Genomic DNA, 25,352 nt, shown 5'->3' on the forward strand with positions numbered 1-25,352 from the left:
ATCTCCTCACCGGCCATCGTAGCCGCCGCATCTCAGGGGTTGAAGTTCATGCAGCTCTCGCGCGCCCGCCTGCTGGCGTTCGTTTCGCAGGCGCTGCCGATCGCCGGGCTCGGCCTGCCGATCGTGATCTATCTGCCGCCGTTCTACGCCGAGGAGCTCGGCCTGGGGCTGACGGCGGTCGGCTCGATCTTCATGATCACCCGCTTCTTCGACGTCGCCATCGATCCCGCCTTCGGCCTGTTCGCCGACCGTTACGGCACGCGCTGGGGCCGGCGCAAGCCGTGGATCGCCGCGGCGATACCCATCCTCGCCGTCAGCGTGTGGATGATCTTCCTGCCCGCGGGCACGGTGAGCGGCACCTACCTGCTGGTCTGGCTGCTGATCCTCTATGTCGGCTGGACCTGCGCCACGATCTCGATCCTGGCGTGGAGCGCCGAGCTCGCCACCGACTACGACGCGCGTACCCGTCTGCAGGGCGCCTACCAGGCGATGCTGATGGTCGGCCTGATCGCCGTGCTCGCCGTACCGGCGCTCTACGAAGCCGCCGGCGAGGCCTCGCTGCGCGAGAAGATGCGCGGCGTCGGCCTCTTCATCGTCGTGCTGCTGGTCCCGACCTTCCTCGCCGCGCTCGCCTTCGTGCCCGAGGTATCCGTCGCCGAGCGTCCCCATGTCGACTGGCGCGGCGTGCTCTTCGCGCTGTGGCGCAGCCGGCCGCTGCGCCGCCTGCTGCTCGCCGACCTGCTGATCGGCCTGTCGAGCGGCGTGTCGGGCTCGCTGGTGATCTTCGTCATCAAGGACGCCTTCGCGCTCGGCCAGCGCTCCGGCGTGCTGATGCTGGCCTATTTCGTCGCCGGCTGCGTCGCGATCCCGCTCTGGGTGAAGCTCGGCGCGAAGTTCGAGAAGCACTCCACCTTGATCTGGGCGCAGCTCTACAGCGTCGTGCTGCTGCCGGCGTTCTTCCTGCTGGAGCCCGGTAATTTCGCGCTGACACTGCTCGTGCTGGTGCTGTTCGGCCTGCCCTATGCCTCGCACCGCTTCCTGATGAAGGCGATGATGGCCGACATCACCGACGAGGACCAGGTCACCACCGGCCGCATGCAGGCCGGCGTCTACTTCTCGCTGCTCGCCAGCACCGAGAAGATCGGCCTGGCGCTGGCCGTGGGCGTGACCTACGCGCTGCTCGACCTCGTGGGCTTCAAGACCGGCGTGGCCAACGACAAGGCAGCGATCGACGGCCTGCTCTGGGTCTTCGTCGCCCTGCCCACCGCGCTGCACGTGCTGTGCGCGCTCGCGCTGTGGCGCTTCCCGCTCGGCCGCGAACGCCAACGCGCGCTGCGCCGGCAGATCGAGGGGGCGGGGGTGTAGCGACATCTACCTTCCCCCGGAGGGGGAAGGTGCCCGAAGGGCGGATGGGGATGTCGAAGACGGACACCGAGTGCGTTGAGACATCCCCCATCCGTCGCTCCGCGCCACCTTCCCCCTCCGGGGGAAGGTAAGACCGATCAGTGTCCTACCGGATCGCGGCGATTGAGGTAGTACTCGTCGCGCGGGAAGAGGTCGGTGTTGGCGTCGGCGAAGGGCTCGACGCGGCCGTCGTTGAGGATGTCGGGCTTCTTCTCGCCGAACCAGCGGCGCAGCTCGGTGACATCGACGCCGGCGGCTTCGAAATGCCCGCGAATCGCCGGATCGTCGAGCTTGCGCTGGATCGCCGCCGGGTCGTAGGCGATCGGCCGGTCGCTGCCGATCAGCGCCGGGTGCACCATCGTCACGTAGGGGAAGACGCTGCGGAAGGTCGCGACGCTGCGATCGGTCGGCGCCCATTGCACGTAGAGCCCGCCGGGCTCGAGGCGTGCTTTCACCTGCTGGAAGAACTCGACCGAGTAGAGCAGGCCTGACAGCGAGCTCTTGGGCAGAATCGCGTCGGCCTCGATCACGTGGTAGCGCGTGGTGTCGACGGCGAGCGCATGGCGGCCGTCGCCGATGTGGAAGTCGAAGCGCTTGGCGGACAGCAATCGGTCGATGCCGATGCGCCCGCCCGAGGCGACGAAGATCCGCAGCGAGTCGACCACCGGCTCGACGATCTCGATGGCGCGCACGCGCTCGGTGGCGGGATTGACGCCGGCGCTGTAGGGCGTGCCGCCGCTGCCGCTGCCGATCACCAGCACGCGCTTGGGGTCGGTGTGCGCCAGCGGCCCGATCGCGCCGAGGAAGGCGTGCACGGTGCAGAACGGCAGGCAGCTCTGCGAGTGGCCGGCGATGTACATGCGGCCGCGCTCGGCCTCGGTCAGGCGGATCATCACCACGCCGGTGCGATCCTCGGCGACGATGGCGCGCTCGGCGGTCTTCAGCCCGTGCAGCCTCGTCCAGAAGCCGTGCGTCGCGGGCAGCAGCGCGATGCAGGCGCCCAGCGCCACGGCGGCGCCGGCGATGCGCAGGCGCGTGGCGCTGCGGTCGCGCAGCATCTCGATCAGCGCGAAGGCCAGGCCGATCACGGCGATCAGCTTCAGCGTTCCCGACGTGCCCAGCCAGTGCAGCAGCGCCAGGCCGGCGACCAGGCTGCCGGCGCTGTTGCCGACGATGTTGGCGAGCTGCACGTAGCCGACGCGACGGCCGACCGCGGCGAGATCGCGCTGCACGGCCTTCTGCACGACGGGAAACGAGAAGCCCATGACGAAGCTGGCGGGCAGCACGACCAGCGCCAGCAGCACGGCGATCAGCCAGGGCCGCGCGTCGGCGCCGGCGACGATGTCCTTGTCGACCATGTCGTCGGGCAGCACGCCCCAGCCGATCAGCCACCAGGTCAGCAGCGCGCCGCCGATGCCCAGCAGGGCGGCGATCGCCTGCATGCGGAAGAAGAAGCCCCGTGGATCGGCGATGCGGTCGATCACCCTGGCGCCGGCCAGCAGGCCGACTGCGTCGCCGACCAGGAACACGCCCAGCACCAGCGAGAAGCCGTAGGCGTTGGACTGCAGGGTGACGCCGATCAGCCGGTACCAGACGATCTGCAGCGCCACGATCGAGAAGCCGGAGACGAAGACCAGGAAGCACCAGCGGCCCACGGGCGCATCGCCGCCCGCGATCGTTCTGGCCGATGACGCGGCCCCACAGTCGGCACGCAGGCCCCGCGTCACGGCAAGCGACACACCGCCAGCGGCGATGGCGACGTTGATGGCGGCGGCGAGATAGATCGCGCCGTCGTAGCCGAGATGGCCGATGACCACCCAGCCGGCGACGAGGGCGCCGATGCCGGCGCCCAGGGTGTTGAGCCCGTAGAGCCAGCCGATCTGCCGCGCCGAGGCGGCGATGTCCTGCACGATCGCCTTCGACAGCAGCGGCAGCGAGCAGCCCATCAGGAAGGTCGGCCACAGAAGGCAGGCGAAGACGATCAGGAACATCGTCAGGCGCGAGGACGACAGCGGCGCCAGCCTGGCGAATACCACCTCGTGGAACAGCCACGGGCTCAGCGCGGCGAACAGCGCGATGCCCAGCTCGCAGGCGGCGAAGAGCAGCAGCGCCGCGCGCCGCGACAGCCGGTCGGCGCGCAGCCCGGCGACCAGGCTGCCGATGCCCAGGCCGAGCAGAAAGGCGCCGACGACGATGGCGGCGGAGATGCTGTCGGCGCCGCCGAACAGGCCGAGCAGGCGATGCCACGCCGTCTGGTAGACCAGGGCGCTGAAACCGCTGAAGAAGAAGAGCGCGAACAGAAAGGCGAGCGCGGTGCGCGGCGTCGTGCTGGAGGTCATGGGCCTATGGAAGCTCGCCCGCGAAGGTCAGCGCGATCGCATGTGGAGTTCGGCCCTACCTTCCCCCGGAGGGGGAAGGTGGCGCGCGAAGCGCCGGATGGGGGATGCCTCAACGAAACCGGTGTCCGGCTTCGACATCCCCCTTCCGCCCTTCGGGCACCTTCCCCCTCCGGGGGAAGGTAAGACCAAGTCAGGTCCGCCACATGTCATAGCCCCGACTGCGCGGGGAGAAGGAAAGGCGATGATGCTCATGCAGCCGTCGACTCGTCTTCCCATGGCGGCGGGTCGAACTTGGTGGTCAGGAAGTCGACCAGTGCCGTGACCTTGGGCGGCAGCAGGCGGCGGTGCGGATAGACCGCCTGGATCGGGATGGTGTCGCGCGGCGTGAAGGGCTGCAGGATCTCGACCAGGCTGCCGTCGCGCACCGCGCGCGCCACGGTCAGCCTGGTGAGTCGCACGATGCCGACGCCCTCGACCGCGAGCTGGTAGAGCACGTCGCCGTCGTCGGTGCGGCAATTGCCGCGCACCATCACCTCGCGCGCCACGCCCTCGACGATGAACGGCCAGCGGTTCATCGGCGTGCGGTCGCGGAAGCCCATGCAGTTGTGGCGCGTGAGCTCGTCGGGATGCTGCGGCTCGCCGTGCTTCTTCAGATAGGCGGGCGCGGCGACGACGACTCGCCGGTCCTCGCCGATCTTGCGCGCGACGAAGCTGGAATCGGCCAGGCGGCCGATGCGGAAGGCGACATCGAAGCCCTCCTGCACGAGGTCGACCACGCGGTCGGTGAAGGAGAGATCGAGCTCGATGCCGGGATGGCTGTCGAGGAACTCCGGCACCAGCGGCAGGATCTGGTGCGCGCCGAAGGCCAGCGAGGTGGTGACCTTGACCAGGCCGCGCGCCTCATGCCCGCGCCGGCCGATCGCCGCCTCGACCTCGTCGACCTCGCCGATGATGCGCGCGGCGTCGCGGTAGAAATTCTCGCCTGCCTCGGTCAGCGCCAGCTTGCGCGTGGTGCGGTTGAACAGCCGCACGCCCAGCCGCTCCTCCAGCCGGGTCACGAGCTTGCTGACCGCCGATGGCGTCAGGCCGAGCTGCGGCGCGGCGGCCGAGAAGCCGTTGGCTTCCACCACCTTGACGAACGCCGCCATGTCGCCGATCCGGTCCACGCTGCCCCTGTCTTTGCTTATTGATGAACCGAATTCATCATGGAGCGAGCATTGGACGATCTTCAGCCAAGATCAATCGAGAACTATCCTTCGCAGATGCGAAACGCTGCGCTCTGGGCCCAGTTCGCCCGCTACAACACCGTGGCGAATGACCGGCTGTACGCCGCGGCGGCCGCGTTTGCCGACGCCGACCGCAAACGTGACGTCGGCGCCTTCTTCGGCAGCCTGCACGGTACCCTGAACCATCTGCTGGTCGGCGACGGCATCTGGATGGCCCGCTTCGAGGGCCGCGCGGCGCCATCGACCGGGCTGGATGCGATCCTGCACGAATCGTTCGACGACCTGCGCGCGGCCCGCACCGTGATGGATGCGCGCATCGAGGCGTTCTTCGTCGCCTTGCCGGACGGTTTCCTCGAACGGCCGGTCCGCTACGGCAACAACGAGGGCCGCGTCTTCGAGGACCCGCCCTCGCTGATCCTGCCGCACTTCTTCAACCACCAGACCCATCACCGCGGCCAGGCGCACGCCATCCTCTCGCAGCTCGGCATGGGCCGCCGCACGCCGGTCCTCGACCTGCACCGCGTGCTCAAGCCAGATCCTTGACCGTAGCTTCCCTTCCCCCGGAGGGGGAAGGTGGCGCGCGCAGCGCGACGGAAGGGGGATGTCGAAGACGAACGCAGGAGTCCGTCTTCGACATCCCCCTTCCGCCCTTCGGGCACCTTCCCCCTCCGGGGAAAGGGAAGCTACACCGGCGATGGCGGTGGTGGTGGCGGCGGCGGCGCTGGCGGCGGTGCGGTGCCGGCGATGCCGATGCCGGCGGCGGCGAGATTGTCGAGCACCGCGTGGTTGAGCTGGCTGCGCGCCACCGGCGTCGTGGCGATGTTGCGCAGGAAGCAGCGCAGCTCCCATTCCAGCCCGTTGGGCGCGATCCTGTTGAACACGGTGAACGGCTTGGGCGTGGTCGCCACCAGCGGATTGTCGGTCGCCGCCTGCATCAGTGCGGCCTGGACCCGGGCGAGGTCGCTGCCGTGCGCGACGCTGACCGTGATGTCCACGCGCGCCATGTTGTCGGCGTAGGTCCAGTTGATCACCGCGGTCTGCAGGAACTGCGAGTTCGGCACGATCACCGAGGCGCGTTGCGCGGTCTGCAGCTCGGTGGCGCGGATGTTGATGCGCTTCACCGATCCCTCGTGAGCGCCGACGGTCACCCAGTCGCCGACCTTGATCGGCCGCTCGACGAGCAGGACGATTCCCGAGATCGTGTTATTGGCCAGGCCCTGCAGGCCAAGGCCGATGCCGACCGAGAGCGCGCCGACGATCAGCGCCAGGTTGGAGAACTCGACGCCCAGCGCCGTGATGCCCAGCAGCGCGGCGGCGACGATGCCGACATAGTTCAGGCCGGCATCGATGGTGTACTGCACCGTCCGATTGATCTCCATCGACGGCAGCACGCGCTCGCGCACGGTGCGGCGCAGCAGCTGCAGCGCCGCCAGCGCCACCACGAACACCGCGACGCCGATCAGGATCGCCACCAGCGAGATGGTGTGGCCGCCGACCTTCAGGCCGGTGAGCAGACGCCACGTCCAGTCGACGATGTCGTCGGACGGCACGCCCCAGATCGCCGGCAGCACCACCGACAGCGCGGCGAACAGGATGATGTCGAGCGCCAGCAGCAGCAGCAATCGGCCCTTGAGCGGCGACTCGGGCGCAAGGCCCATCGCCTGGCGCATCCAGCGGCCGCTGGGCGTGTCGGGTGCCGAGGCGGCCTCGACCACGTCGTGCACCACCTGGCGCACCACGATGGCCAGGACGATGGCGATCAGGCTGAACAGCAGCGATTCGTAGAGATGGCTGGCAAGGTTGCTGTAACCCAGCACCGCCGCGCCCAGCGACAAGAGCGCGATCAGCGTGATCAGGTGCCGCGCGGCCGCCCAGACGCGGCCGCCGAGCGGCCGGTGCGAGCCATCGTCGTCGGCTTTGCCGCGGCGCCACGCCTCGGCGCGGAACACCGGGATGGTGAGCGGCACGGCGAGGGCCACGAAGAGCAGGATGGTCAGGGCCTGGAGTGCCGGCCGGTCGGGGAAGGGCGGTATCAGCAAGCCCTGCAGCGACATCAGGATCGCGTAGGCCCAGACCAGCCGCCGCAGGCGGTTCGAGAGGATGCGCGCGGCGCCATCGTCGAACGGCGCGATGCGCCAAGTCGGCCGCATCGGCGCCAGCGCCGATTCGCCGATGCCCGAGGCGAGCAGCGCGATGGCCAGGCCGATCGCCGTCCTGGTGACGAACCAGGTGGTCGCCGCACCGGGATTGCCGCTGTGGAACACCACCACCAGGAAGAGCAGCGCCAGCACCGGCGCGGCGACCGAGCCCACGCCGTCGAGCGCCGCGGCGACGACACGCTGGCGATAGGTCGGCTCGGCGATGCCGCTGTCGCGGCCGTGGCGCTCGCGCAGGCGTCGGAGCCACCACCACAGCCCGACGGTGACGAAGGCGCCGATCAGCGCGACCGGCGCGGCGGAGAGCGGTCCGTCCGCCGGGTCGGCGGCGAACCACACCGCGGCCGTGGCGCGCTGCTGCACGATCACGTCGCCGAGGTCGACGGAGGCCTGTTCCCAGGTCGCCGGCGCGAAGGGCGAGGCCGCCTTGCGTAGCAGGGTGCGCACGAAGGTCTCGCCGCGCAGCCGCCCGAGCTGCTGGACCAGGCGTTCGGCGCGCGCGTTGGCGAGCTCGGCCTGGCGTACGCGGCCCTCGATCAGCGCCACCTGGGCGCGCAGACGCTCGCGTTCCTGCCGCACATCGTCGGGCTCGTCGACCCGGGCGTCGTCCGGCTTGCGATCCGGCTTGGCGTCGGGCTGTGCCGCCGGCTCGAGCTTGCCCAGCAGGGCGCGCAGCGAGGCCAGCTCGTCCCGTGCCGCCGCCGCCGCACCGGCCGACGAATCGCGGATCTCGGCGGCTTCGTGACGCAGCTGCTCGATCTCCGCCCGGACCAGGTTGGGCCGGCTCGCGACATCGGCGATGCGATCCAGCGTGCGGGTCCAGCCGGCCAGCATGGTGGTGAAGGGCCGCTCGGGCGCTCCGGGCTGCGCTGTCTGTGCGAAGGCCGCCGATGCGAGCACACCGAGCGCCACGAAGGTCAGCAGAAGACGGCGCGCGGCGGAGGCCAGGGAACCCATGACCGTTTCGCTACCGCGTCGCGCCGCACGGCGCAACGGCGAGTCCAATGCCTTCCCCCGCCAGGCCAGCGGGGGAAGGTAGAAGAGACCTCTACGCCACCGGCCCGCCTGTCCCCGCCGGCGCGGCGGCCAGGCGCGCGGCGCGGCGGCGCTTGGCCAGCATGATCATGCCGACCGTGCCCCCGACACCGACCACCAGCACGGCGATGCCGACTACAGGGCGGTAGTACAGCCAGGCGATGGCGATGGTGGTCGTCGCCACCAGCAGGGTGAGCACGAAGGCGATGACGCCGGTGCCCATGCGGATGACGTCGCCGAGAATCGGCAGCACGTCGCCCAGCACGCCCAGCGGACGGAAGAACAGGCCGAAGCCGATGAACATCGCCAGCGCGCCGCCGCCGCGCAGGATCCAGGTCAGCGTCACGTTGGCCGCCTGCGCCTCGCTGAACAGCTGCGCCGCCGGCACCACGCCCTTGGCGACGATCAGCAGCGCATCGCCCGCCTGGGTCTGGTAGCGGCCGAAGCCCGAGCCGGCCTGGCGCGCGATGACAGTGAGCTGCTGCGCCGTGACCTGCTCGAAGCTGACGCGCAGATCGCCGATGCGCGGCGAGCCCGGATCGACGCCCATGTAGATCGTGCCGTCACTGACATGGAGGTTGCCGCCCAGACGCTGGCGCAGCGCCTGGAGCTGCGCCTGGTCGACCGGCAGGCGTTCGCCGCCGCCGACCTGACCCAGCGTCTCGGCGGTGAGCTGGAAAGCGCCCATACTCGCCGACGGGGCGACGAAGTCGCGGCCGCTGTAGCGCATCTCGGGATTCGAATGACCGCCGGGCTGCTTGAAGCGCGAGGAGTCGATGCGCCGGTCGGACCAGGCCCTGACATAGGTATAGGTTGTCACCGTCTCCTGGCTGCCGCCGACATTGGTGCGTTTCTCCTGCTTGGTCTCCTCCTTCCACTGGTACATCTCGACCTTGCGCACCAGCCTGACCGCCGTCACCGACATGCCGAACTCGGGGTCGGCCACCGGGCCGGCGAGCTTGAGGTCGGCGGAGACATGCACCAGCTTGCCCTCGTTGGCGGCGTCGACGCGCTCGGACGGCACGCTGATGACGGCGGCGGCACCCTCGCTCAGCGAGCGCGCGGTGGTGACGGCGCGGCCCTCGTTCCAGAACAGCACGCCGATGGAGACGGCGACCAGCACGATGCCGGTCAGCACGCCGGTGATGGCCTGCTTCATGCGATCGAACCACGAAACCCGCGTCGTCTCGGTGAAGCTGTCGCTGCTGCCTTGGTTCTCGTCCGACATGGCCTCTCCCCCCTTGTCAGGTTCCCGCCAGTGTACTTGCAGCGTGCGCGCCTTGCACCTACGGTTCGCCTGGTACGCCACCTCACGAGGGAGAACCGGGATGAAGCGCGCCCCAGGCGGAGCGCAAGCAGCCACGGCGATGGAGCGCGTCTGATGGACCGCCCCGCGCCCATGCCGGTCACGTTCCGGCTGGGCGAGATCACCGTGTTCAGGATCAAGGAGACCCTTGGCCGGGCGTTCTCGCCGCTCTTCCTGCTGCCCGCGATGGATCGCGACGTGCTGCGGGAACACGCAGGCTGGCTGGTGCCGAGCCACTACGACGCCGAGGTCGACCGCTTCGTCATGGGCACGCATTCCTGGGTGCTGAAGACCAAGCGCCACACGATCCTGGTCGACACCTGCATCGGCAACCAGAAGTTCCGGCCGGAAAGCCCGAACTTCCACATGCTCGACATGCCCTACCTGCAGCGGCTGGTCGATGCCGGGCTGTCGGTCGAGGACATCGACATCGTCTTCTGCACCCATATGCATGTCGACCATGTCGGCTGGAACACGCGGCTGCTCAACGGCCGCTGGGTGCCGACGTTTCCCAACGCGAAGTACCTCTACTCCCGGCGCGAGTTCGAGTGGGTGAAGAACCGCGCCGGTCTGCAGCCCGACTCCGAGGAGGCCGCGATCTACAACGATTCGATCGGTCCCATCGCCGCCGCCGGCCTGGCGGTGATCGTCGACGACGGCTACGAGATCGAGCCGGGCATCACGCTGGAGCTGGCGTCGGGCCACACACCGGGCTCGATGGTGATGCGCGTGCAGTCGGGCCAGGGCCGCGCCGCCCTGGTCGGCGACGTCTGCCACCACCCGCTGCAGGTGTTTTTTCCTGAATGGAACAGCGCCTTCTGCGAGGACGAGGACGGCGCACGTGCCACGCGCCGGCGCGTGCTGGGCAGCGTGGCCTCCGACGGCAGCCTGCTGATGCCCGCCCATTTCGGCGCCCCGCACGCCGTGCGCGTCAAGGCCAAGGGCGACCGCTTCGAGATTCCGTTTTGACACACCGTCGTCCTGAGCGCAGCGAAGGACCTCGCGGTATCGCGGCCACACACGAGCGTCGTGGCCGATCGCTCCACCGCGAGGTCCTTCGCTGCGCTCAGGACGACAGCGTGCCTCAGCGTCCGAACACCCTACGGTGGCAGGCGGCGAAGATCGACTGGAACTGGCGCAGCCTGGGCGTGAGGTAGCCGGCGCGCGAATCGGCCTTCATGCGGGCGTGGTCGGCGGCGGTGAACTGCCGCTCGTCCTCGTCGATCACGCAGTCGCAGTAGGTCGGGCAGGCGCCGCGCCGCGCCGGGTGGATGCGATCGTCGCTGCGGCAGGAAGAGACGCAGCGGCCCATGAAGGCAGCGCGCTGGCCGGGCGAGATGCGTGGCGGCTGTGCCGCGCGGCGGCGCGCATCCTCCTCCTCGATCTGCGCGCGCAGGCGGCGCGCCTGCTCGGTCGCCGCGACGCGGCGTTCCTCTTCCTCGCGGCGCGCGCGGTCTTCCTGCCGTGCCCGATCGGCGGCGGCGCGGCGTTCCAGCTCGGCGGCCTGGCGGCGCGTGTTCTCGGCCGTCGCCCGCGCGCGCAGCTCGGCGATGCGCGCTTTGGCGATGCCGGCATAGACGCCGTCGGGGAAGCGCTTGAGGAAGGCCTCGAACACTGCCGGATCGGTGCTGCGCGACACGGTGTTCCAGGCCGCCAGCTCCATCGCCTCCTTCGACACCGGCGGTGGTTCCGGTGGCGGCGGCCTGGCCCATTTGTGCGCGTTGAGCCGCTCGGGCGAGGCGATGACGGCGGCGACCAGCGCCAGCCTGAATCCCACCGTGGGCACGCGCCGCGGGCCCTGATCGTCGAAGGGCGCGATCTCCTGGCGGTAGGACGAGCGGATATTGGCCTCGACCGTCTGGTAGTTGCCGCCCTTCACGACATAGCCGCCGCTCTGGCCGCGCGCGCCGCCGGCGCGGTAGAGGCGGAAGGACTCGAGCACGATCTCGTCGGCGTTGCCGAGGATGTCGTGCAGCCCCAGCGGGTTGGGCGCGAGCGAACCCGCGATCTGCAACTCGCCGTTCGACGAGCGCGTGCTGCGGAACCAGACATACTTCTCGATGCCCTCCTTCATCGGGAAGGTGGTGGCTTCGAACTCCCGGGGCGTGACCTCGCCGCCGCCGCGCGCGGCGAACTCCCACTCCGCCTCGGTCGGCAGGCGCAGAAAGCCGAGCGTGCCGTCCTCGCGCGGCAGCTTGTCCCGCGCGTTCTTCAGCAGCCACTCGGAATAGAGCTGGGCGGCCTGCACCGCGTCGAACCACGTCGTGCGCACCGCCGGCTTCATCAGCGCGCGGTCGGGCGTCTCGCAATCCTCGTTGATCGCCGCCAGCTGCAGCGCGGTGATCTCGTACTTGGCGATGTAGTAGTAGCGGCGATGCCGATCGGCACGGTCGGTGAAGGCGCCCTCGACGTACTCCTCGCGGCTCGCTTCGGCGTACTGGAAGCGCGGATCCTCGCCGCCGATGACGATGCGCCGCCGCGGCGAGCCCTCGCGCGGCACGTCGACCCGCCGGAACACCATCGCGCCGCCGCACGGCATCGGCAGGGTGAAATCGTCGGCCAGCGGCTGCGGATTGTAGAAGCGCTCAGGCCAAGGCTCGGCCGGCTGCGCCGGCGCGCCGCCCGCCAGCACGCCGCCCGCCAGCACGCCGCACAGCAGCGCCAACATGGCTCTCGATGTCAATCGCCGACGCAATGCTCGTTCCCGCCCACCGGGGCAGCCCATTCGAACCGACGGCGGGTAACGCCGACAGGCCGATTCGGTTTCGCCGCGTTACACCGCGATTGTGGCGTCGGCCGGGCGCGCGGCTACGCTCTGCGGCTACTGGCCGAAGGCCTGCTGGTTGCAGGCCGGCACGAGGCCGTGGAATTGCTGTGTCTTGGGATGATCGCGCCCGGCGCGCGCCGCCTCGTCCATGTCCTCGAAGTCCTGCGACGAGAAGATCTTCTCGCCCTCGTTGGCGAGGCAGTTGCAGAACATGCCGCATTGCGGCTTCTTCGAGACGTGGACGTTGGGATTGTTCTCGCAGGCGGGGATGCAATCGTTCAGGAACTTGCCGCGCTGGCTCATGCTCCACTGCGCCTGCGCCTGCGCCGGCAGGACGAAGGCGAAAGCGACGAGGGTGGTGGTGAGAAGCAGGCGTTTCATGGGTCACTCCGCCGCGCGCGCGAAACGGTGGTCGGGCAGGTCGACGGCGCGGTCGATCTCCTCCCCGACGTCGATCTTCTGCACCTCGGGCATCACCTCGCGCGCGAACTGGGTCATGTTGCGCACCGCCTCCTCGTGCGGCATGCCGGCGTAGGAGAACACGCCGACAAAGGCCTTGTTGGCGGTCTGCTGGTGGATCTTCACGATCTTGGCGTGCGCCTGCTCGGGCGTGCCGTAGACCTGCAGGTCGGCAAAGAACTCGATCGCCTTCGCGTCACCGTAGGTGTGCAGCTTCTCGTTCATCTTGACGTAGTACTCGTAGCCCCTGGTCGCGCGGATGTGCTCGCCGGCAAACTGGTAGTGGTCGAGCACGGTGCGATAGTAGCCGCCGATGTACGTCATCGCCATCTCGCGCGCGCGCTCGGCGCTGGGATCGACGAAGATCCAGCCGGCAGAGACCGGCTTGGGCGGTTCGCTGCCGTTGATCTCCTGGAACAGCCTGCGGTACTCGGTGAGCTCCTTCTCGACCTCGCGCCACGGCTTCTGCGGAATGATCAGCAGGCCCACCCCGAGCCGCGCCATGATCATCGCGCTCTCGGGCGAGACGGCGGCGGCATAGGTGCGGCCGCGGAAGCTTCTGAACGGCGCCGGCCGGATCGCCGTGGGCGGCTGCCGATAGTGCTTGCCGTCGTAGCGCATGATGCCGCTCTCGAGGCCATCGAGCATCGCCTCGGCATACTCGATGAAGCGCTCGCGGCTCTCGCCCATGTCCAGCCGGAAGCCGTCGAACTCGACCTTGCCGGCGCCGCGGCCGAGGCCCAGGATCATGCGGCCGTCGGAGAGGTTGTCGAGCATCGAGATCTGCTCGGCTGCGCGCATCGGATCGTGCCACGGCAGCACGACGACCATCGAGCCCAGCTTCACCGTGCGCGTGCGGCCGGCCATGTAGGACAGGAACTGCACGACGTCCGGGCACATCGTGTAGTCGGTGAAATGGTGCTCGACCGACCAGATCGATTCGAATCCCAGCGGCTCGGCCATCTCCGCCAGCAGCAGCTCGTTGCGATAGACCTGCCGGTCGGTGACCTGCCGGCCGGTGTTCTGGAAGATCGCGGCCATCCCGACATGCATGGCGAGGCTCCATGTGCTGACGGACTGCCGGCCCGAGCTCGGCGAGGGATTGCTGCGCCCGGGATGACAGCGGGGTCCAGTCCCATGCTAAACGCTGGTTCAGCGCATTGACCAGCACGGTTTGCGGCGCATCTGCCGTACTTCCGCCGCAGGTCGCGGGCATCGTCGCGCGATGCTTGCGCGTCGCCGCCTCCTCGCCACCGCCGCAGCGCTCGCCGGTGGCCTGTCATCGGCGCGTGCGCAGAGCCTGTCGCGCGAACGCCTGACCGATCGCTTCGATCCGCCGCCGGGCCATCGCCGCCTCGCCGTTCCCGATGGCCATTTCGGCGCCTGGCTGCGCGCGCTGCCGCTGCACCAGGCCGATGCGCCGATCCTGCTGCATACCGGCCGGCCGCGCGCCGCGCAGGGCGGCGCGGTGGCGATCGTCGACATCGATGTCGGCCGCGCCGATCTGCAGCAATGCGCCGACGCCATCATTCGCCTGCGCGCCGAGTACCTGCGCGCGCAGGGACGGCGCGACGCGCTCGCCTTCCGCTTCACCAACGGCGAGCGCTACGCCTATGCCGAGTATCTCGCCGGACGCCGGCCGGTGCCGCGCGGCAATTCGATCACCTGGGTCGCGGCGCGCCCCTCGCCCGATTCGCGCGCTGCGTTCCGCGCCTGGCTCGACGTGATCTTCACCTATGCCGGCACGATCTCGCTGGCGCGCGAGCTGCAACGTGTGGGCGATCCGGCGGCGATCGAGCCGGGCGACGTGCTGATCCAGCCCGGCTCGCCGGGCCACGCCATCGTCGCCGTCGATGTCGCCGAGCGCGAGGGCCGGCGCGTGGCGCAGTTCGCGCAGAGCTTCATGCCGGCGCAGAGCATCCACGTGCTGCGCGGGCCGGTCGCCGGCGCCTGGTACGCGGCGTCGCGCGAGGCGGTGTTCGACACGCCCGACTGGCGCTTCGCCGCCGCCGACCTCAGGCGCTTTCCGCCAGTATGAGGCTGTCTTTGGGCGCGCCGGCGTCCCGCCGGCTCATGGTGGCGGCGCAAAGCGCCGCCTGCCGGCGGGACGCCGGCGCTCCCAGGAACTCAATCTCTAAGCGATCTTGAGGCGGCGCGGGCCCTCGACCTTGTCGCGCGCCAGCTCGTCGAGCAGCCAGCTGCGGAAGGCGACGATCTTGGGCCGCTGCGCCATGTGCGCCGGGCAGACGAACCACCACGCCTTGCCGCTGGCCACGACATCGGGGAAGGGCTGCACCAGCCGGCCCTCGCGCAGATCCTCGACGAAGAGATCGGGCGGGCCGATGGCCACGCCGGCGCCTTCGAGCGCCGCCTCGACGGCGATCTTGGTCGAGTCGAAGGCCAGCACACGGCGCGGCTTGAAATCGTCGAGCCCCATGGCGCGCAGCCAGATCGGCCACTCGGGCTCGTAGTGCGTGTCGATCAGCGGCGCCTTGCGCAGATCGTCGGGCGTCTTGAGCATGGCGGCGAATTTCGGACTGGTGAGCGGCGTCAGCACGTCGGCGAACAGCTTGGTGGCGTGCAGATCCTCGGCCGGCTGGCCGGCGAAACGGATCGCGCAGTCGACGTTCTCGCGCTCGAAATCGACGCTGCGCTGCGTCGTCGTCATGCGCACCTCGATGTCGGGATGCGCGGTCTGGAAGCGATGCAGGCGCGGCACCAGCCAGGCGAGCGCGAAGGTGGTGACGAGGCTCAGGGTCAGCACCTTGGTGCCGCTGCGCTGCTCGAGCTTCTGCAGCGCCGCGGCCATGCGGTCGAAGGCGTCGCGCAGGTCGGGCAGCAGCGCCTCGGCGTCCTCGGTCAGCAACAGCCCGCGCGGCAGGCGGCGGAACAGTGCCACGCCCAGCCGCTCCTCCAGCCCTTTCACCTGATGGCTGACGGCGGCCGGCGTCACCGCCAGCTCGTCGGCGGCGGCGACGAAGCTCCTGTGTCGTGCGGCGGCCTCGAAGGCGCGCAAGGCATTGAGCGGCAGCGGGCCCCGGGACATGGGCAGGCTTATACCAGCTAAGTCTGAGGGCGAGAAGACATCCGTTGTGGGGAATGGCCGAACGCCCACATATCGCGTGTTAGCAACGTCTGGACGGGCACTTGTATCGACACAATGCCCAAATGGAGTTGAGCCATGGCGCTCGTGACCGACAGCCTCATCCACGCCCCGGCGCCCAAGGCGTCCTTCGTCGGGCAGCTCACCGTCGCCGCCACCGCGGCCTTCGACTGGCTGTTCCGTCGTCTCGAGCTGGCTCGCTCGCGTGCCGATCTGCTGGAGATGGACGATCGCATGCTGGCCGATATCGGCCTCGACCGGGCGACCGCCAAGAGCGAAGGCCAGCGCGGGTTCTGGGGTTAAGTCGTGCCTGTCATCCCGAGCGAGCGAGGGATCCAGGACCACTCTAGATCCCTCGCTGCGCTCGGGATGACAAAGCTAGCGGAAATCGGGAACGCGGATCGCGTTGGGCAGGACGGTGACGGTCGCCGGCAGGCGGCCGACCGTCTCGCCGTCGACATCGACCAGCGTCTCGGCGCCGTCGCTTTCCAGCCGGATCGACCGCATGCCCTGGCGCAGGCTCACCGCCGGATGGCCGATATGGCCGCCGTCGTACAGCCTGGGCATGACTTGCAGCAGCGCCTGCAGGCGGCCCAGCCTGCCGAGCTCGACCATGTCGAGCAGGCCGTCATCGACCAGCGCCGGCGGCACAAGTTTCATGCCGCCGCCGCCCGAGGGCAGGCCGGCGATCATGCCGCCGAACAACGCTCGTTCCTCCGCGGGTGATTCGTCGATCGCGATGCGTGTCGTGCGCGCGGCGTAGCGCAGCACGACCGGCGGCGTGGCGAGGTAATAGGCGATGCGCCCCAGCCGCTTCATCCAGCGTGACGTCGAGGCGTCGCGGCTGATCGTGGCCGGCGCGCCGAAGCTGACCAGGATCAGGCCGTGACGCGTGTGCGGCGTGCCCTCGAGTCCCTGCAGTTCGATGCGCATGGCGTCGATCAGGCGCGTGCGGCGGTTGGCCAGCGCGTCGATCGCCTCGGCCGGATCGAGCGGCACGCCCAGCCCGCGGCAGGAATCGTTGCCGGTGCCGGCGGGCATCGGCGCCAGCGTGAGCCTCGAGGCGTCGACGCCCGACGCCAGCATGCCGTTGAGCACCTCGTTGACCGAGCCGTCGCCGCCCAGCACGACGAAGCGCTCGCAGCCCTTCAGCGCCGCCGCGCGCGTCCAGCGCGTCGCATCGCCCGGCCGCAGGGTGAAGCTCACATCGAGCGGCCCGAGCACCGCCGCCATGCGCTCGCGGAACCACGGCCAGCGCTTCGCCATCCGGCCCTTGGCCGCCATCGGGTTGACGATGACCTTGGTGCGCATGCCGCTCCCGGTAAGCGCGCTTCTGCGGCGCGCCGTTGCAGCACTCTATCGCCACTGTCATTCCGAGCGCAGCGAGGAATCCGGGCCGCCCGCCGGATTCCTCGCTTCGCTCGGAATGACAGCGTGCTCTAGACTGCCGCCGACCTTTGCATCCGGAGTAGTCATGACCATCGATCCCGCGATCGCCGCCTTCGCGACCGACCTCACCGCCTGGCGCCGCGACATCCACGCCCATCCCGAGCTCGGCTTCGAGGAGGAGCGCACCAGCGCCATCGTCGCGGCGAAGCTCAAGGAGTTCGGCTGCGAGGTCACCACGGGCATCGGCAAGACCGGCGTCGTCGGCACCATCCGCGTCGGCAATAACCCGCGCGCCGTCGGCCTGCGCGCCGACATGGACGCGCTGCCGATGGACGAGATGAACACGTTCGAGCATGCCTCGAAGCACAAGGGCCGCATGCATGCCTGCGGCCATGACGGCCACACCACGATGCTGCTGGGCGCGGCGCGCCATCTGGCGGCGACGCGCAACTTCGACGGCACGGTGCACTTCATCTTCCAGCCCGCCGAGGAAGGCCGCGGCGGCGCCGAGGCGATGGTCAGGGACGGGCTGTTCGAGAAGTTCCCCTGCGAGGTCGTGTTCGGCATGCACAACCGGCCGAAGCTCGATGTCGGGCGCTTCCAGATCCGCTCCGGCCCGATGATGGCCGGCGGCGGGCTGTTCGACATCCACATCAAGGGCAAGGGCGCGCATGGCGCGCGGCCCGAGAGCGGCGTCGATCCCGTGGTGATCGGCGGCCATATCATCACCGCGCTGCAGACCGTGATCTCGCGCACCCTGGCGCCGATCGATTCGGGCGTGATCAGCATCACCCAGATGCATGCCGGCGACGCCTACAACGTGATCCCCGAGACCGCCGTGCTGCGCGGCACCGTGCGCGCCTTCCGCAAGGAGGTGATGGCGACGATCAAGGAGAAGATCGAGCGCATCGCCTCGGGCATCGCGCACACGCTGGGCGGCGAGGCGAAGGCCGACGTGCGCATCGTCTTCCCGCCGCTGGTCAACAACCCCGACGAGGCGAAGTGGATCGGCGACGTCGCCGCCTCGATCGTCGGCGAGGACAAGGTCAACCGCGAAGGTGCCTACGTGATGGCCTCGGAGGATTTCTCCTACATGCTGGAGAAGGTGCCGGGCGCCTTCATCCTGATCGGCAACGGCGGCGGCGAGGGCGGCTGCGAGGTGCACAATCCCGGCTACGACTTCAACGACGAGGCGCTGCCGCTGGGCGCCACGCTGTGGGCGCGGGTCGTCGAGACGCGGCTGGCGAAGCGCGATTGACCGACGACGGCAAGCCGCAGGTCGGCCGCCCCGGCCTCCTCGCTGTGGACGACAGCGAGTTCCTCAAGCGCGACGAACTGCGCGGCATACGCTTCGCGCTGGAGTACGAGCGCGCCGAGCTGGCGCTGCGCGGCTGGGGCGTGCGATCGACCGTGATCGCGTTCGGCAGCGCCCGCATCCCCTCGCCCGAGATGCTGCGCGCCGCCGGCGAAGGCGGCGTGCAGGGCCGTGATGCGCGGCAGCTCGACAGGCTGGCCCCTCTCGCGCGCTACTACGACGTGGCGCGCGAGTTCGGCCGCATCGTCTCGCAGCGCGGCGGCGCGCTCGATCGCACCATGGAGGGGCGCCACAACGTCATCGCCACCGGCGGCGGACCGGGCATCATGGAGGCGGCGAATCGCGGTGCGGCCGATGTCGGCGCGCCGTCGATCGGCTTCAACATCGCCCTGCCGCACGAGCAGGCGCCGAACCCGTATTCGACGCCGGAGCTGACTTTCCATTTCCACTACTTCGCCATGCGCAAGATGCATCTGGCGATGCGTGCCCGGGCGCTGGCGGTGTTTCCCGGCGGCTTCGGCACCTTCGACGAGCTGTTCGAGATCCTGACCTTGCAGCAAACCGGCAAGGGCCATCAGGCGATCGTCGTGCTGATCGGCGGCGAATTCTGGCGCGACACGGTCGGCTTCGACGCGCTGGCTTCACGCGGCCTGATCGATGCCGGCGACCTGGCGCTGTTTCGCATCGTCGATACCGCCGAGGAGGCCTGGGCCTATCTGGTCGAGCGCGGCCTGCTCGAGCAGGCGGCGTCGGACATCACCCCGCTGCCGACCGACGAGCCGTGAGAGCGCGGTAGCGCCGTCTCGCCATCGTATGCGATCGCGCTTCCCCCGGAGGGCAGGGCGATCGCGTATAGCCTTCTTTCCTTCTCCCCGCGAAGGCGGGGAGAAGGTGCCCGAAGGGCGGATGAGGGGCTTCGCGGAGTCTCGACACCACCGATATGTGGCGTTGCGCGAGAAGCCCCTCATCCGCCTCGCTGGCGCTCGGCACCTTCTCCCCGCCGTCGCGGGGAGAAGGAACTGGAGCAAAGCCATATGCGATCGCCCTGCCCTCCGGGGGAAGGAAGATCGCGTCGCTGCCATCCCTCGAGGGTGCGCAAAATGGCGCCGCTCAGCGTTCGGGCGGCAGGATCTCGGCGGGTGCCACGACGACGGCGCTGGCCGGCTCGTCGCGGGCGATCTCGCCCATCGTCGGCTCCGGCGCGCGCCATTGCAGCGTGCCGAAGGCGCCGCAGGAATCGCATACCGCCTGCCAGCGCTCGTGCACCGCGCCGCAGGCGGTGCAGCGCCAGTGCCGGTCGCCGGGCGCGTCGGCGGCGCGCGCCAGCCAGTGGCGCACCTTCTCGCCATCGGCGAACTCGGCCTCCTCGAGATCGGCCATCAGGCGGCAGACGCGCACCACCGGACGCTTGCCGCCGGCGGCCGTCAGATGACGCCGCGCCTCGCCCCAGAGATTGGCCTCCAGGCATTCGCGCGCCAGCGCGATATGGCTTTCCAGCTCGTTCGGGTTGGTCGCCGTCAGCCGCGTCAGCGCCTGCACACGCTTGACCGGATCCTTCTCGCCCTGCGCCGAGAGATAGAGCTGCGCCAGATCGGGATGCGGCGCCGTCGCCCAGACCTTCTCGATCGCCTTGGTCGCCTTGCGTGTCTCGTCGCGCTTGAGCAGCAGCTCGGCGTAGCGATAGGCCACCGGGATGCGCTCGGGCGCCAGGCCGAATGCGGCCCGGGCGTTCTCCATCGCGTCCATGTCACCGCCCGAACGCTCGGCGGCGCGGCTGCGCTCGACCAGCAGCAGCGCGTCGAGCGTGCGGCCGCGCTCGGGATCGACCAGGCGGCTCTTCAGGCCGGACTGCAGCGTCTTCTGCGCGTCGAGCCACTTGCCGGCGCGCGCCTGCATGTCGAACAGCGTGCGCACCACCCAGGGCGTGTCGGGGCGCAGCGCGAAGGCGCGCTCGGCGTAGCCGAGCGCCTTGGCCGAATCGCCGTCGCGCAAGGCCTGCATCAGCAGACCGCGCAGGCCGAGGAAGGCGAGTTCCTCGTCCTCCAGCATCTCGTTGAAATAGCGCCGCGCCGCCTCGCGGTCGCCGGAGAGCTGCGCCGCCTGCGCCGACAGCAGCAGGGTCAGCCCCGGCTCGTCGAGCAGGCGTTCGGCCTGGCGCGCCAGCTTCTGTGCCTCGCCGGAATCGCCCGCGGCGACCGCGACCATGCCCTGGCTCAGCGCGCGATAGCCCTTGCGGCGGCGGCCCTCGCCCCAGCTGCCGATCAGCGAGCCCGGTGCGTGCTTCAGCCAGCGCACGACGCCGTAGAGCGCGGTGCACAGGGCGGCGAACAGCACCACCACCAGCAGCAGCACGCCGACGCTGGTGTCCATGCGCCAGCCGTGCCACTCGATGGTGACGTCGCCCGGGCGTTCGGCAAGCCACACCGCGGCGACCATCGCGGCCGCGGCGAGCGCGAACCACAGCAGCGTACGGAATGTCGTCATTTCGCAGCGCCGCGCGACAGCAGGGAGACGCCGTGCAGGCTCAGCCGGTCGACCACGCGCTCAGCCGCCAGGTGGGTCTCGGCGCTGATCAGCCAGGTCGCGGCGGGCGTGGCGGCGGCGCCCTTGAGCTGCTTCACCTCGCCGACGGCGCGGCCGAGATCACCGGCGTTCACCGCCGCCTCGGCGCGCGCGAGGATCGCATCGGCCTCCATGCCCTTGGTGCTCTCGCCGACGCGGCGGATCGAGACGATGCTCTTTAGCTTGCCCAGCACGCGCTGCCAGAACGAATCGTCGGCGAGATCGGCGGCGATCACCGCGCGCGCCACCGTCGGGAACTCGCCGGCCAGCACGCGCACCGGCACGACGCCCGTGGGTGCCACCTTGACGAGCTCCTCGCGCATCGCGGCGACCTGCGGATCCAGGGCCGCCAGCGGCGTCAGCATCTCGAGGCTCGAGGTGAAGGGTCCGCCGGCCTCGAGCGCCTGGCGCAGGCGCGCGGCGACGCCGATCACCGCGGCGCCGCGGCTGCTGGTCAGCGCGCGCTCGTCGCCGCCGGCCCGCGCGGCGAGATCGCGATTGAGGCCTTCGATCTTGGTCGCCGTTTCCCGCGTGACGGCATCGAGGCGCGCGGCAATCTCCTTCTCGATCGCGTCGGCGCGCGCGCGCGCCTGGGCGGCGGCGTCGCGTGCGCCGCTGTCCGTGCTGGCACCGCGCGCGATCTCGGCGCGCAGCCGCGCCTCGAGCTCGGCGAGCTGGCGCACCACTTCGGCCTTCTCGGCGAGATTGGCCGTCGTGCCGGCGGCCTGCGCGTCGCGCTTCTCCAGCCGGTCGAGGCGCTCGACCAGCACCGCGATCTGGCGCGCGGCGTCGCCGGTGTCGGCGCTCGTTGCGGTGCCCGGCGTGGTCGGCGCATCGGCCGGCCGCGCCGCCAGCGCCTTCAGCGTGGTCTGCGCGCTCTGCAGCTCGCTCTTCAGTACTGCCAGTTCAGACCGGAGCTGGCCGAGGGCGCTTTCCAGACGCGCGGCGTCTGGCGACGGGCCGGCAGCGGTGGGCGGCCGATTGGCCATGGTCTCGACCCGCTGTGTCAGCGCGTCGAGCTTGCTGGAGAGCTCCTGGATGGCCGCGGTCCGGCGCTCCTGCGCCTCGACGCGCTGCTCGACGCGGCCGATCGACTCGCGCAGCGCCGGCGACGGATCGGAAGGCGCCGGCTTTGCCTCGAGCGCGACGATGCGGTCCTGCAGCGGCTTGAGCCGATCGGCGGCGCTCGGCGGTGGCGTCTGCCCGGTCAGCGCATAGGCGGCGTCGCGCATGGCCTCGGGATTGGCGAGATAGAGGACGGTGATGGCCGCCAGCACGACGATGGTGGCGACGATGCCGGTGATAAAGGCGCCGATGACGCCGAGGCCGCGGCGCGGCTGGCGGGTCGGTTCGGGCTTGGCGGCAGGCTTGGGCGCGGGCTCGGGTGGTGGAGGCGGATCGCTGGCGGCAGGCGTCGGCTTCGCAGGCGCGTCGCTCATGTCAGGTTCTCCTGGGTCCGCCGCTGCCGCCGGGGGAGGCGACAGGCGGTCGATGGCCAGCAACATCTCGTCCTGCGTCGGCCGCCCGGCGACCGCCACGCTGCGCCAGGGCAGCGTCGCGATCCGGTCGGCCACCGCCGGGCTCATCGCCACCGCGTCCGTCTTGGCGAGGCCGCGCGCGATCTCCGGTCGGGAGGCGAGCTTAACAAAGGCCTCGGCGGTACGCGGCGAAAAAAGCGTCACGACATCGACAGTTCCCTCGCTCAGCGCGTGCTCGACGTCGAAGGGCAGCGTGTCGGCCAGCCGCGTCTCGTAGAGCGCGACATGGGAGATGGCGTAGCCGCTCGCGGTCAGCTGGCCCACGAGGTCACCCGCCGTCGCCGTGCCGCCGGCGTGCAGCAGCGGGCCGGCATCGGCGCGCACCTGCTTGCGCACCAGCACGGCAAGCGCCGTGACGTCGCCTGCGGCCGACAGCGTGTCGTGGAAGCCCAGTGCCTCGGCCGCCGCGGCGGTGGCGTCGCCGACAACCAGCAGGCGCAGGTCGCGCCTGGACGTGGCCTCGGCCAGCGCGCGCGCGCCATTGACGCTGGTCAGCAGCACCGCCTGCGCCGCCTCGAGGCGCGCATCGAGATCGTCGGGCGGCGTCAGGCTCTGGTGGCTGAGCAGCGGCGCCTTCAGCGCGTCGTGGCCGTGGGCGGCGAGCGCCTCGGCAAAGCCGCTGGCCTCGGGTTCGGCACGAGTGATCAGCACGCGCATCGCCATCACCCCTCGAAGAAATGCGGACCGGCGCGGCCGCGCAGCTCTCGGCCGGCGTCCTCGCCCAGGGCGATGGCGTCGCGCGCCGCGCCGCGCCGCTCGGCGGCGATCACCTCGGACCCGTCGGGCCGCGCCACCAGCGCGCGCAGCCACAGGCCGCCCTCGGCGGGCACGGCGTAACCGGCGATCGGCGTGCGGCACGAGCCTTCGAGCACCGCCTGCATGGCGAACTCCGCGCGCACGCAGGTCTCGGTCGCCGTGTGGTTGATCGCCGCCAGCAGATCGCGCGTCGCGCCGTCGGCGGCGCGGCACTCGACGCAGATCGCGCCCTGGCCGGCGGCGGGCAGCATGTCCTCGACCGGCACCGGCACACCGACATCGCCGCGGCCCAGCCGGTTCAGCCCGGCGCGCGCCAGCAGCATCGCCTGGGCCAGGCCCTCGTCGAGCTTGCGCAGGCGGGTGTCGACATTGCCGCGCACCGGCACGATCGTCAGGTCGGGCCTGAGGTGCAGAAGCAGCGCCTTGCGGCGCAGCGCCACCGTGGCCACGGTGGCCCCTTCCGGCAGGTCGGCGATGCGCGCGATGCGGCCGGGCGAGATCAGCGCGTCGCGCGGATCCTCGCGCTCGGCGAAGGCCGCCAGCATCAGGCCCTCGGGCAGCACCGGCAGCATGTCCTTGGCGCTGTGCACGGCGATGTCGAGCGCGCCGCCCAGCAGCCCGTCCTCGATCTCGCGCGTGAACAGACCCTTGCCGCCGATCTCCGACAGCGGCCGGTCCTGCACCTTGTCGCCGGTGGTGCGGATGGTGACGATCTCGACCTCGAGCCCGGGATGCGCCGTCCTCAGGGCATCGCGCATCTGGTTGGCCTGGATCAACGCCAGCGGGCTGCCGCGCGTGCCGAGGCGCAGGACGGGCTTGCTCATGGCCACCCCTGTAGCGGGCAAGGCGGCGGCGGAAAAGCCCCATCGTGCCGCACTTATGGGCTACAAGGCGGCCATGATCGTCCTGGGCATCGAGACCAGCTGCGACGAGACGGCGGCCGCCGTGGTCGAAGCCCGCTCCGCGCCGGTCGGCCGGCTGCGCTCCAACGTCGTGCGCGCCCAGCTGGCCGAGCACGCGCGCTTCGGCGGCGTCGTGCCGGAGCTGGCGGCGCGTGCCCATGTCGAGGTGATCGACGCCGTGGTGCAGCGCGCCATGGACGAGGCGGGGCTGTCGTTCGACCAGCTCGACGGCGTGGCCGCCACCGGCGGGCCGGGGCTGATCGGCGGCGTGATCGTCGGCGTCACCACGGCCAAGGCGATCGCCCTGGCGTCGGGCAAGCCGTTCCTCGCCGTCAACCATCTCGAGGCGCATGCGCTGACCGCGCGCCTGGTCGAGCCGGTGGCGTTTCCCTTCCTGCTGCTGCTGGTCTCCGGCGGCCATTGCCAGCTGCTCTCGGTCGAAGGCGTCGGCCGCTATGTCCGGCTGGGCACGACCATCGACGACGCCGTCGGCGAGTCGTTCGACAAGACCGCCAAGCTGCTCGGTCTGGGCTTCCCCGGCGGACCCGCGGTCGAGCGCGCGGCGAAGGACGGCGATGCCCGCCGCTTCGACCTGCCGCGGCCGATGTGGCGCAAGCCGGGCTGCGACTTCTCGTTCTCCGGCCTGAAGACCGCGGTGCGCGTGGTGGCGCAGTCGCTGACGCCCAGTGATGTGCAGGGCATCGCCGACCTCGCCGCCAGCTTCCAGCGTACGGTGGGCGACGTGCTGGCCGATCGCTGCACCAACGCGCTTTCGATGTTCCGCGACCGTTGTGGCGCGACAACGCCGCAGCCGGTGCCGCTGGTCGTCGCCGGCGGCGTCGCCGCCAACGCCTACCTGCGCGCGCGCCTGGGCGATCTCGCCGCCGAGCGCGACGCCGTGCTGGTGGCGCCGCCGCCGGCGCTGTGCACCGACAACGGCGCGATGGTCGCCTGGGCCGGGCTGGAGCGGCTGCTGCTGGGCCAGCGCGACAGCCTCGACTTCGCGCCACGCCCGCGCTGGCCGCTCGACGAATCGGCACGCGCCATGATCGGCCGCTCCGGTGTCGGCGCCGGCGTGAAGGTGTAGGCTCGTGA

General features: G+C 70.5%; 20 protein-coding genes. 8 read left to right on the plus strand and 12 right to left on the minus strand.

Annotation, left to right across the window (positions count from 1 at the left end):
- Positions 1 to 48: 48 nt before the first annotated feature.
- Positions 49 to 1,365 carry an MFS transporter gene (locus KF889_00425; protein ID MBX3497880.1) on the plus strand — a complete coding sequence of 439 codons (1,317 nt, stop codon included), beginning with the start codon at positions 49 to 51 and terminating at the stop codon, positions 1,363 to 1,365.
- A gap of 137 nt (positions 1,366 to 1,502) precedes the next feature.
- Here the strand turns inward: KF889_00425 and KF889_00430 are convergent, their stop codons facing one another.
- Together KF889_00430 and KF889_00435 are read right to left on the minus strand one after the other, a co-directional pair.
- On the minus strand, positions 1,503 to 3,743 hold the full coding sequence (locus KF889_00430; GenBank protein MBX3497881.1) for a fused MFS/spermidine synthase: 2,241 nt from the start codon (positions 3,741 to 3,743) through the stop codon (positions 1,503 to 1,505).
- A gap of 248 nt (positions 3,744 to 3,991) precedes the next feature.
- A complete protein-coding gene (locus KF889_00435) occupies positions 3,992 to 4,891 on the minus strand; it encodes a LysR family transcriptional regulator (GenBank protein MBX3497882.1) in 900 nt (299 codons plus the stop codon).
- A 114-nt stretch (positions 4,892 to 5,005) separates the two neighbouring features.
- Between KF889_00435 and KF889_00440 the strand changes: the two genes are divergently transcribed.
- Positions 5,006 to 5,512 (plus strand): DinB family protein, encoded by a 507-nt coding sequence (locus tag KF889_00440; protein ID MBX3497883.1) that lies wholly within the window; start codon positions 5,006 to 5,008, stop codon positions 5,510 to 5,512.
- A 140-nt stretch (positions 5,513 to 5,652) separates the two neighbouring features.
- On the opposite strand, the gene KF889_00445 is transcribed toward KF889_00440, so the two are convergent.
- Together KF889_00445 and KF889_00450 are read right to left on the minus strand one after the other, a co-directional pair.
- A complete protein-coding gene (locus KF889_00445) occupies positions 5,653 to 8,082 on the minus strand; it encodes a mechanosensitive ion channel family protein (protein ID MBX3497884.1) in 2,430 nt (809 codons plus the stop codon).
- Between the two features lie 91 nt (positions 8,083 to 8,173).
- The gene (locus KF889_00450) at positions 8,174 to 9,388 is read right to left on the minus strand and encodes a TMEM43 family protein (protein MBX3497885.1); all 1,215 of its coding nucleotides are present in this window, start codon (positions 9,386 to 9,388) and stop codon (positions 8,174 to 8,176) included.
- Between the two features lie 153 nt (positions 9,389 to 9,541).
- Here KF889_00450 and KF889_00455 point away from each other — a divergent pair, with 153 nt between their 5' ends.
- Positions 9,542 to 10,435: an MBL fold metallo-hydrolase gene (locus tag KF889_00455; protein MBX3497886.1), complete on the plus strand. Its 894-nt coding sequence runs from the start codon at positions 9,542 to 9,544 to the stop codon at positions 10,433 to 10,435.
- Positions 10,436 to 10,550: 115 nt separating this feature from the next.
- Here KF889_00455 and KF889_00460 read toward each other — a convergent pair whose 3' ends face one another.
- The 3 genes from KF889_00460 to KF889_00470 form a co-directional block, all read right to left on the minus strand.
- Complete coding sequence (locus tag KF889_00460) at positions 10,551 to 12,134, minus strand: SUMF1/EgtB/PvdO family nonheme iron enzyme (GenBank protein ID MBX3497887.1); 1,584 nt, start codon at positions 12,132 to 12,134, stop codon at positions 10,551 to 10,553.
- A gap of 153 nt (positions 12,135 to 12,287) precedes the next feature.
- Complete coding sequence (locus KF889_00465; protein ID MBX3497888.1) at positions 12,288 to 12,614, minus strand: hypothetical protein; 327 nt, start codon at positions 12,612 to 12,614, stop codon at positions 12,288 to 12,290.
- A 3-nt stretch (positions 12,615 to 12,617) separates the two neighbouring features.
- Positions 12,618 to 13,745, minus strand: coding sequence for an LLM class flavin-dependent oxidoreductase (locus KF889_00470; protein ID MBX3497889.1), 1,128 nt, complete (start codon positions 13,743 to 13,745; stop codon positions 12,618 to 12,620).
- A gap of 172 nt (positions 13,746 to 13,917) precedes the next feature.
- Here KF889_00470 and KF889_00475 point away from each other — a divergent pair, with 172 nt between their 5' ends.
- Positions 13,918 to 14,730 (plus strand): hypothetical protein, encoded by an 813-nt coding sequence (locus KF889_00475; protein MBX3497890.1) that lies wholly within the window; start codon positions 13,918 to 13,920, stop codon positions 14,728 to 14,730.
- Between the two features lie 96 nt (positions 14,731 to 14,826).
- Here KF889_00475 and gcvA read toward each other — a convergent pair whose 3' ends face one another.
- Positions 14,827 to 15,738 (minus strand): transcriptional regulator GcvA, encoded by a 912-nt coding sequence (gene gcvA / locus KF889_00480; GenBank protein ID MBX3497891.1) that lies wholly within the window; start codon positions 15,736 to 15,738, stop codon positions 14,827 to 14,829.
- A gap of 135 nt (positions 15,739 to 15,873) precedes the next feature.
- Here gcvA and KF889_00485 point away from each other — a divergent pair, with 135 nt between their 5' ends.
- The gene (locus tag KF889_00485; protein ID MBX3497892.1) at positions 15,874 to 16,098 is read left to right on the plus strand and encodes a DUF1127 domain-containing protein; all 225 of its coding nucleotides are present in this window, start codon (positions 15,874 to 15,876) and stop codon (positions 16,096 to 16,098) included.
- Positions 16,099 to 16,173: 75 nt separating this feature from the next.
- Here the strand turns inward: KF889_00485 and KF889_00490 are convergent, their stop codons facing one another.
- Positions 16,174 to 17,106, minus strand: a complete 933-nt coding sequence (locus tag KF889_00490; GenBank protein MBX3497893.1) for a diacylglycerol kinase family lipid kinase — start codon at positions 17,104 to 17,106, stop codon at positions 16,174 to 16,176.
- Between the two features lie 163 nt (positions 17,107 to 17,269).
- On the opposite strand from KF889_00490, the gene KF889_00495 reads away from it, so the two are divergent.
- Together KF889_00495 and KF889_00500 are read left to right on the plus strand one after the other, a co-directional pair.
- Entirely contained in the window at positions 17,270 to 18,442 is a 1,173-nt protein-coding gene (locus KF889_00495; protein MBX3497894.1) for an amidohydrolase, read from the plus strand.
- Complete coding sequence (locus KF889_00500) at positions 18,439 to 19,284, plus strand: LOG family protein (protein ID MBX3497895.1); 846 nt, start codon at positions 18,439 to 18,441, stop codon at positions 19,282 to 19,284. The genes KF889_00495 and KF889_00500 overlap by 4 nt, the downstream gene beginning before the upstream one ends.
- A 325-nt stretch (positions 19,285 to 19,609) precedes the next feature.
- On the opposite strand, the gene KF889_00505 is transcribed toward KF889_00500, so the two are convergent.
- From KF889_00505 to hemC, 3 genes are read right to left on the minus strand one after another with little or no spacing between them, the layout of a single operon-like run.
- Positions 19,610 to 20,983: a heme biosynthesis protein HemY gene (locus tag KF889_00505; GenBank protein ID MBX3497896.1), complete on the minus strand. Its 1,374-nt coding sequence runs from the start codon at positions 20,981 to 20,983 to the stop codon at positions 19,610 to 19,612.
- On the minus strand, positions 20,980 to 23,250 hold the full coding sequence (locus KF889_00510) for a uroporphyrinogen-III synthase (protein MBX3497897.1): 2,271 nt from the start codon (positions 23,248 to 23,250) through the stop codon (positions 20,980 to 20,982). The genes KF889_00505 and KF889_00510 overlap by 4 nt, the downstream gene beginning before the upstream one ends.
- Positions 23,251 to 23,261: 11 nt before the next feature.
- Positions 23,262 to 24,179 carry a hydroxymethylbilane synthase gene (gene hemC, locus KF889_00515; GenBank protein MBX3497898.1) on the minus strand — a complete coding sequence of 306 codons (918 nt, stop codon included), beginning with the start codon at positions 24,177 to 24,179 and terminating at the stop codon, positions 23,262 to 23,264.
- A 73-nt stretch (positions 24,180 to 24,252) separates the two neighbouring features.
- Here hemC and tsaD point away from each other — a divergent pair, with 73 nt between their 5' ends.
- Positions 24,253 to 25,344: a tRNA (adenosine(37)-N6)-threonylcarbamoyltransferase complex transferase subunit TsaD gene (gene tsaD, locus KF889_00520; protein ID MBX3497899.1), complete on the plus strand. Its 1,092-nt coding sequence runs from the start codon at positions 24,253 to 24,255 to the stop codon at positions 25,342 to 25,344.
- Positions 25,345 to 25,352: the final 8 nt, after the last annotated feature.

The organism is Alphaproteobacteria bacterium (assembly GCA_019635875.1).
In the GTDB taxonomy this organism is placed as follows: Bacteria; Pseudomonadota; Alphaproteobacteria; order Reyranellales; family Reyranellaceae; genus JAFAZJ01.

What these genes read in the sequence shown, in the direction of transcription:
- KF889_00425 (MBX3497880.1), top strand. Translation starts at nt 49, where the DNA reads ATGCAGCTCTCGCGCGCCCGCCTGCTGGCGTTCGTTTCGCAGGCGCTG.
- KF889_00430 (MBX3497881.1), bottom strand. Translation starts at nt 3,743, where the DNA reads ATGACCTCCAGCACGACGCCGCGCACCGCGCTCGCCTTTCTGTTCGCG.
- KF889_00435 (MBX3497882.1), bottom strand. Translation starts at nt 4,891, where the DNA reads ATGGCGGCGTTCGTCAAGGTGGTGGAAGCCAACGGCTTCTCGGCCGCC.
- KF889_00440 (MBX3497883.1), top strand. Translation starts at nt 5,006, where the DNA reads ATGCGAAACGCTGCGCTCTGGGCCCAGTTCGCCCGCTACAACACCGTG.
- KF889_00445 (MBX3497884.1), bottom strand. Translation starts at nt 8,082, where the DNA reads ATGGGTTCCCTGGCCTCCGCCGCGCGCCGTCTTCTGCTGACCTTCGTG.
- KF889_00450 (MBX3497885.1), bottom strand. Translation starts at nt 9,388, where the DNA reads ATGTCGGACGAGAACCAAGGCAGCAGCGACAGCTTCACCGAGACGACG.
- KF889_00455 (MBX3497886.1), top strand. Translation starts at nt 9,542, where the DNA reads ATGGACCGCCCCGCGCCCATGCCGGTCACGTTCCGGCTGGGCGAGATC.
- KF889_00460 (MBX3497887.1), bottom strand. Translation starts at nt 12,134, where the DNA reads ATGTTGGCGCTGCTGTGCGGCGTGCTGGCGGGCGGCGTGCTGGCGGGC.
- KF889_00465 (MBX3497888.1), bottom strand. Translation starts at nt 12,614, where the DNA reads ATGAAACGCCTGCTTCTCACCACCACCCTCGTCGCTTTCGCCTTCGTC.
- KF889_00470 (MBX3497889.1), bottom strand. Translation starts at nt 13,745, where the DNA reads ATGCATGTCGGGATGGCCGCGATCTTCCAGAACACCGGCCGGCAGGTC.
- KF889_00475 (MBX3497890.1), top strand. Translation starts at nt 13,918, where the DNA reads ATGCTTGCGCGTCGCCGCCTCCTCGCCACCGCCGCAGCGCTCGCCGGT.
- gcvA (MBX3497891.1), bottom strand. Translation starts at nt 15,738, where the DNA reads ATGTCCCGGGGCCCGCTGCCGCTCAATGCCTTGCGCGCCTTCGAGGCC.
- KF889_00485 (MBX3497892.1), top strand. Translation starts at nt 15,874, where the DNA reads ATGGCGCTCGTGACCGACAGCCTCATCCACGCCCCGGCGCCCAAGGCG.
- KF889_00490 (MBX3497893.1), bottom strand. Translation starts at nt 17,106, where the DNA reads ATGCGCACCAAGGTCATCGTCAACCCGATGGCGGCCAAGGGCCGGATG.
- KF889_00495 (MBX3497894.1), top strand. Translation starts at nt 17,270, where the DNA reads ATGACCATCGATCCCGCGATCGCCGCCTTCGCGACCGACCTCACCGCC.
- KF889_00505 (MBX3497896.1), bottom strand. Translation starts at nt 20,983, where the DNA reads ATGACGACATTCCGTACGCTGCTGTGGTTCGCGCTCGCCGCGGCCGCG.
- hemC (MBX3497898.1), bottom strand. Translation starts at nt 24,179, where the DNA reads ATGAGCAAGCCCGTCCTGCGCCTCGGCACGCGCGGCAGCCCGCTGGCG.
- tsaD (MBX3497899.1), top strand. Translation starts at nt 24,253, where the DNA reads ATGATCGTCCTGGGCATCGAGACCAGCTGCGACGAGACGGCGGCCGCC.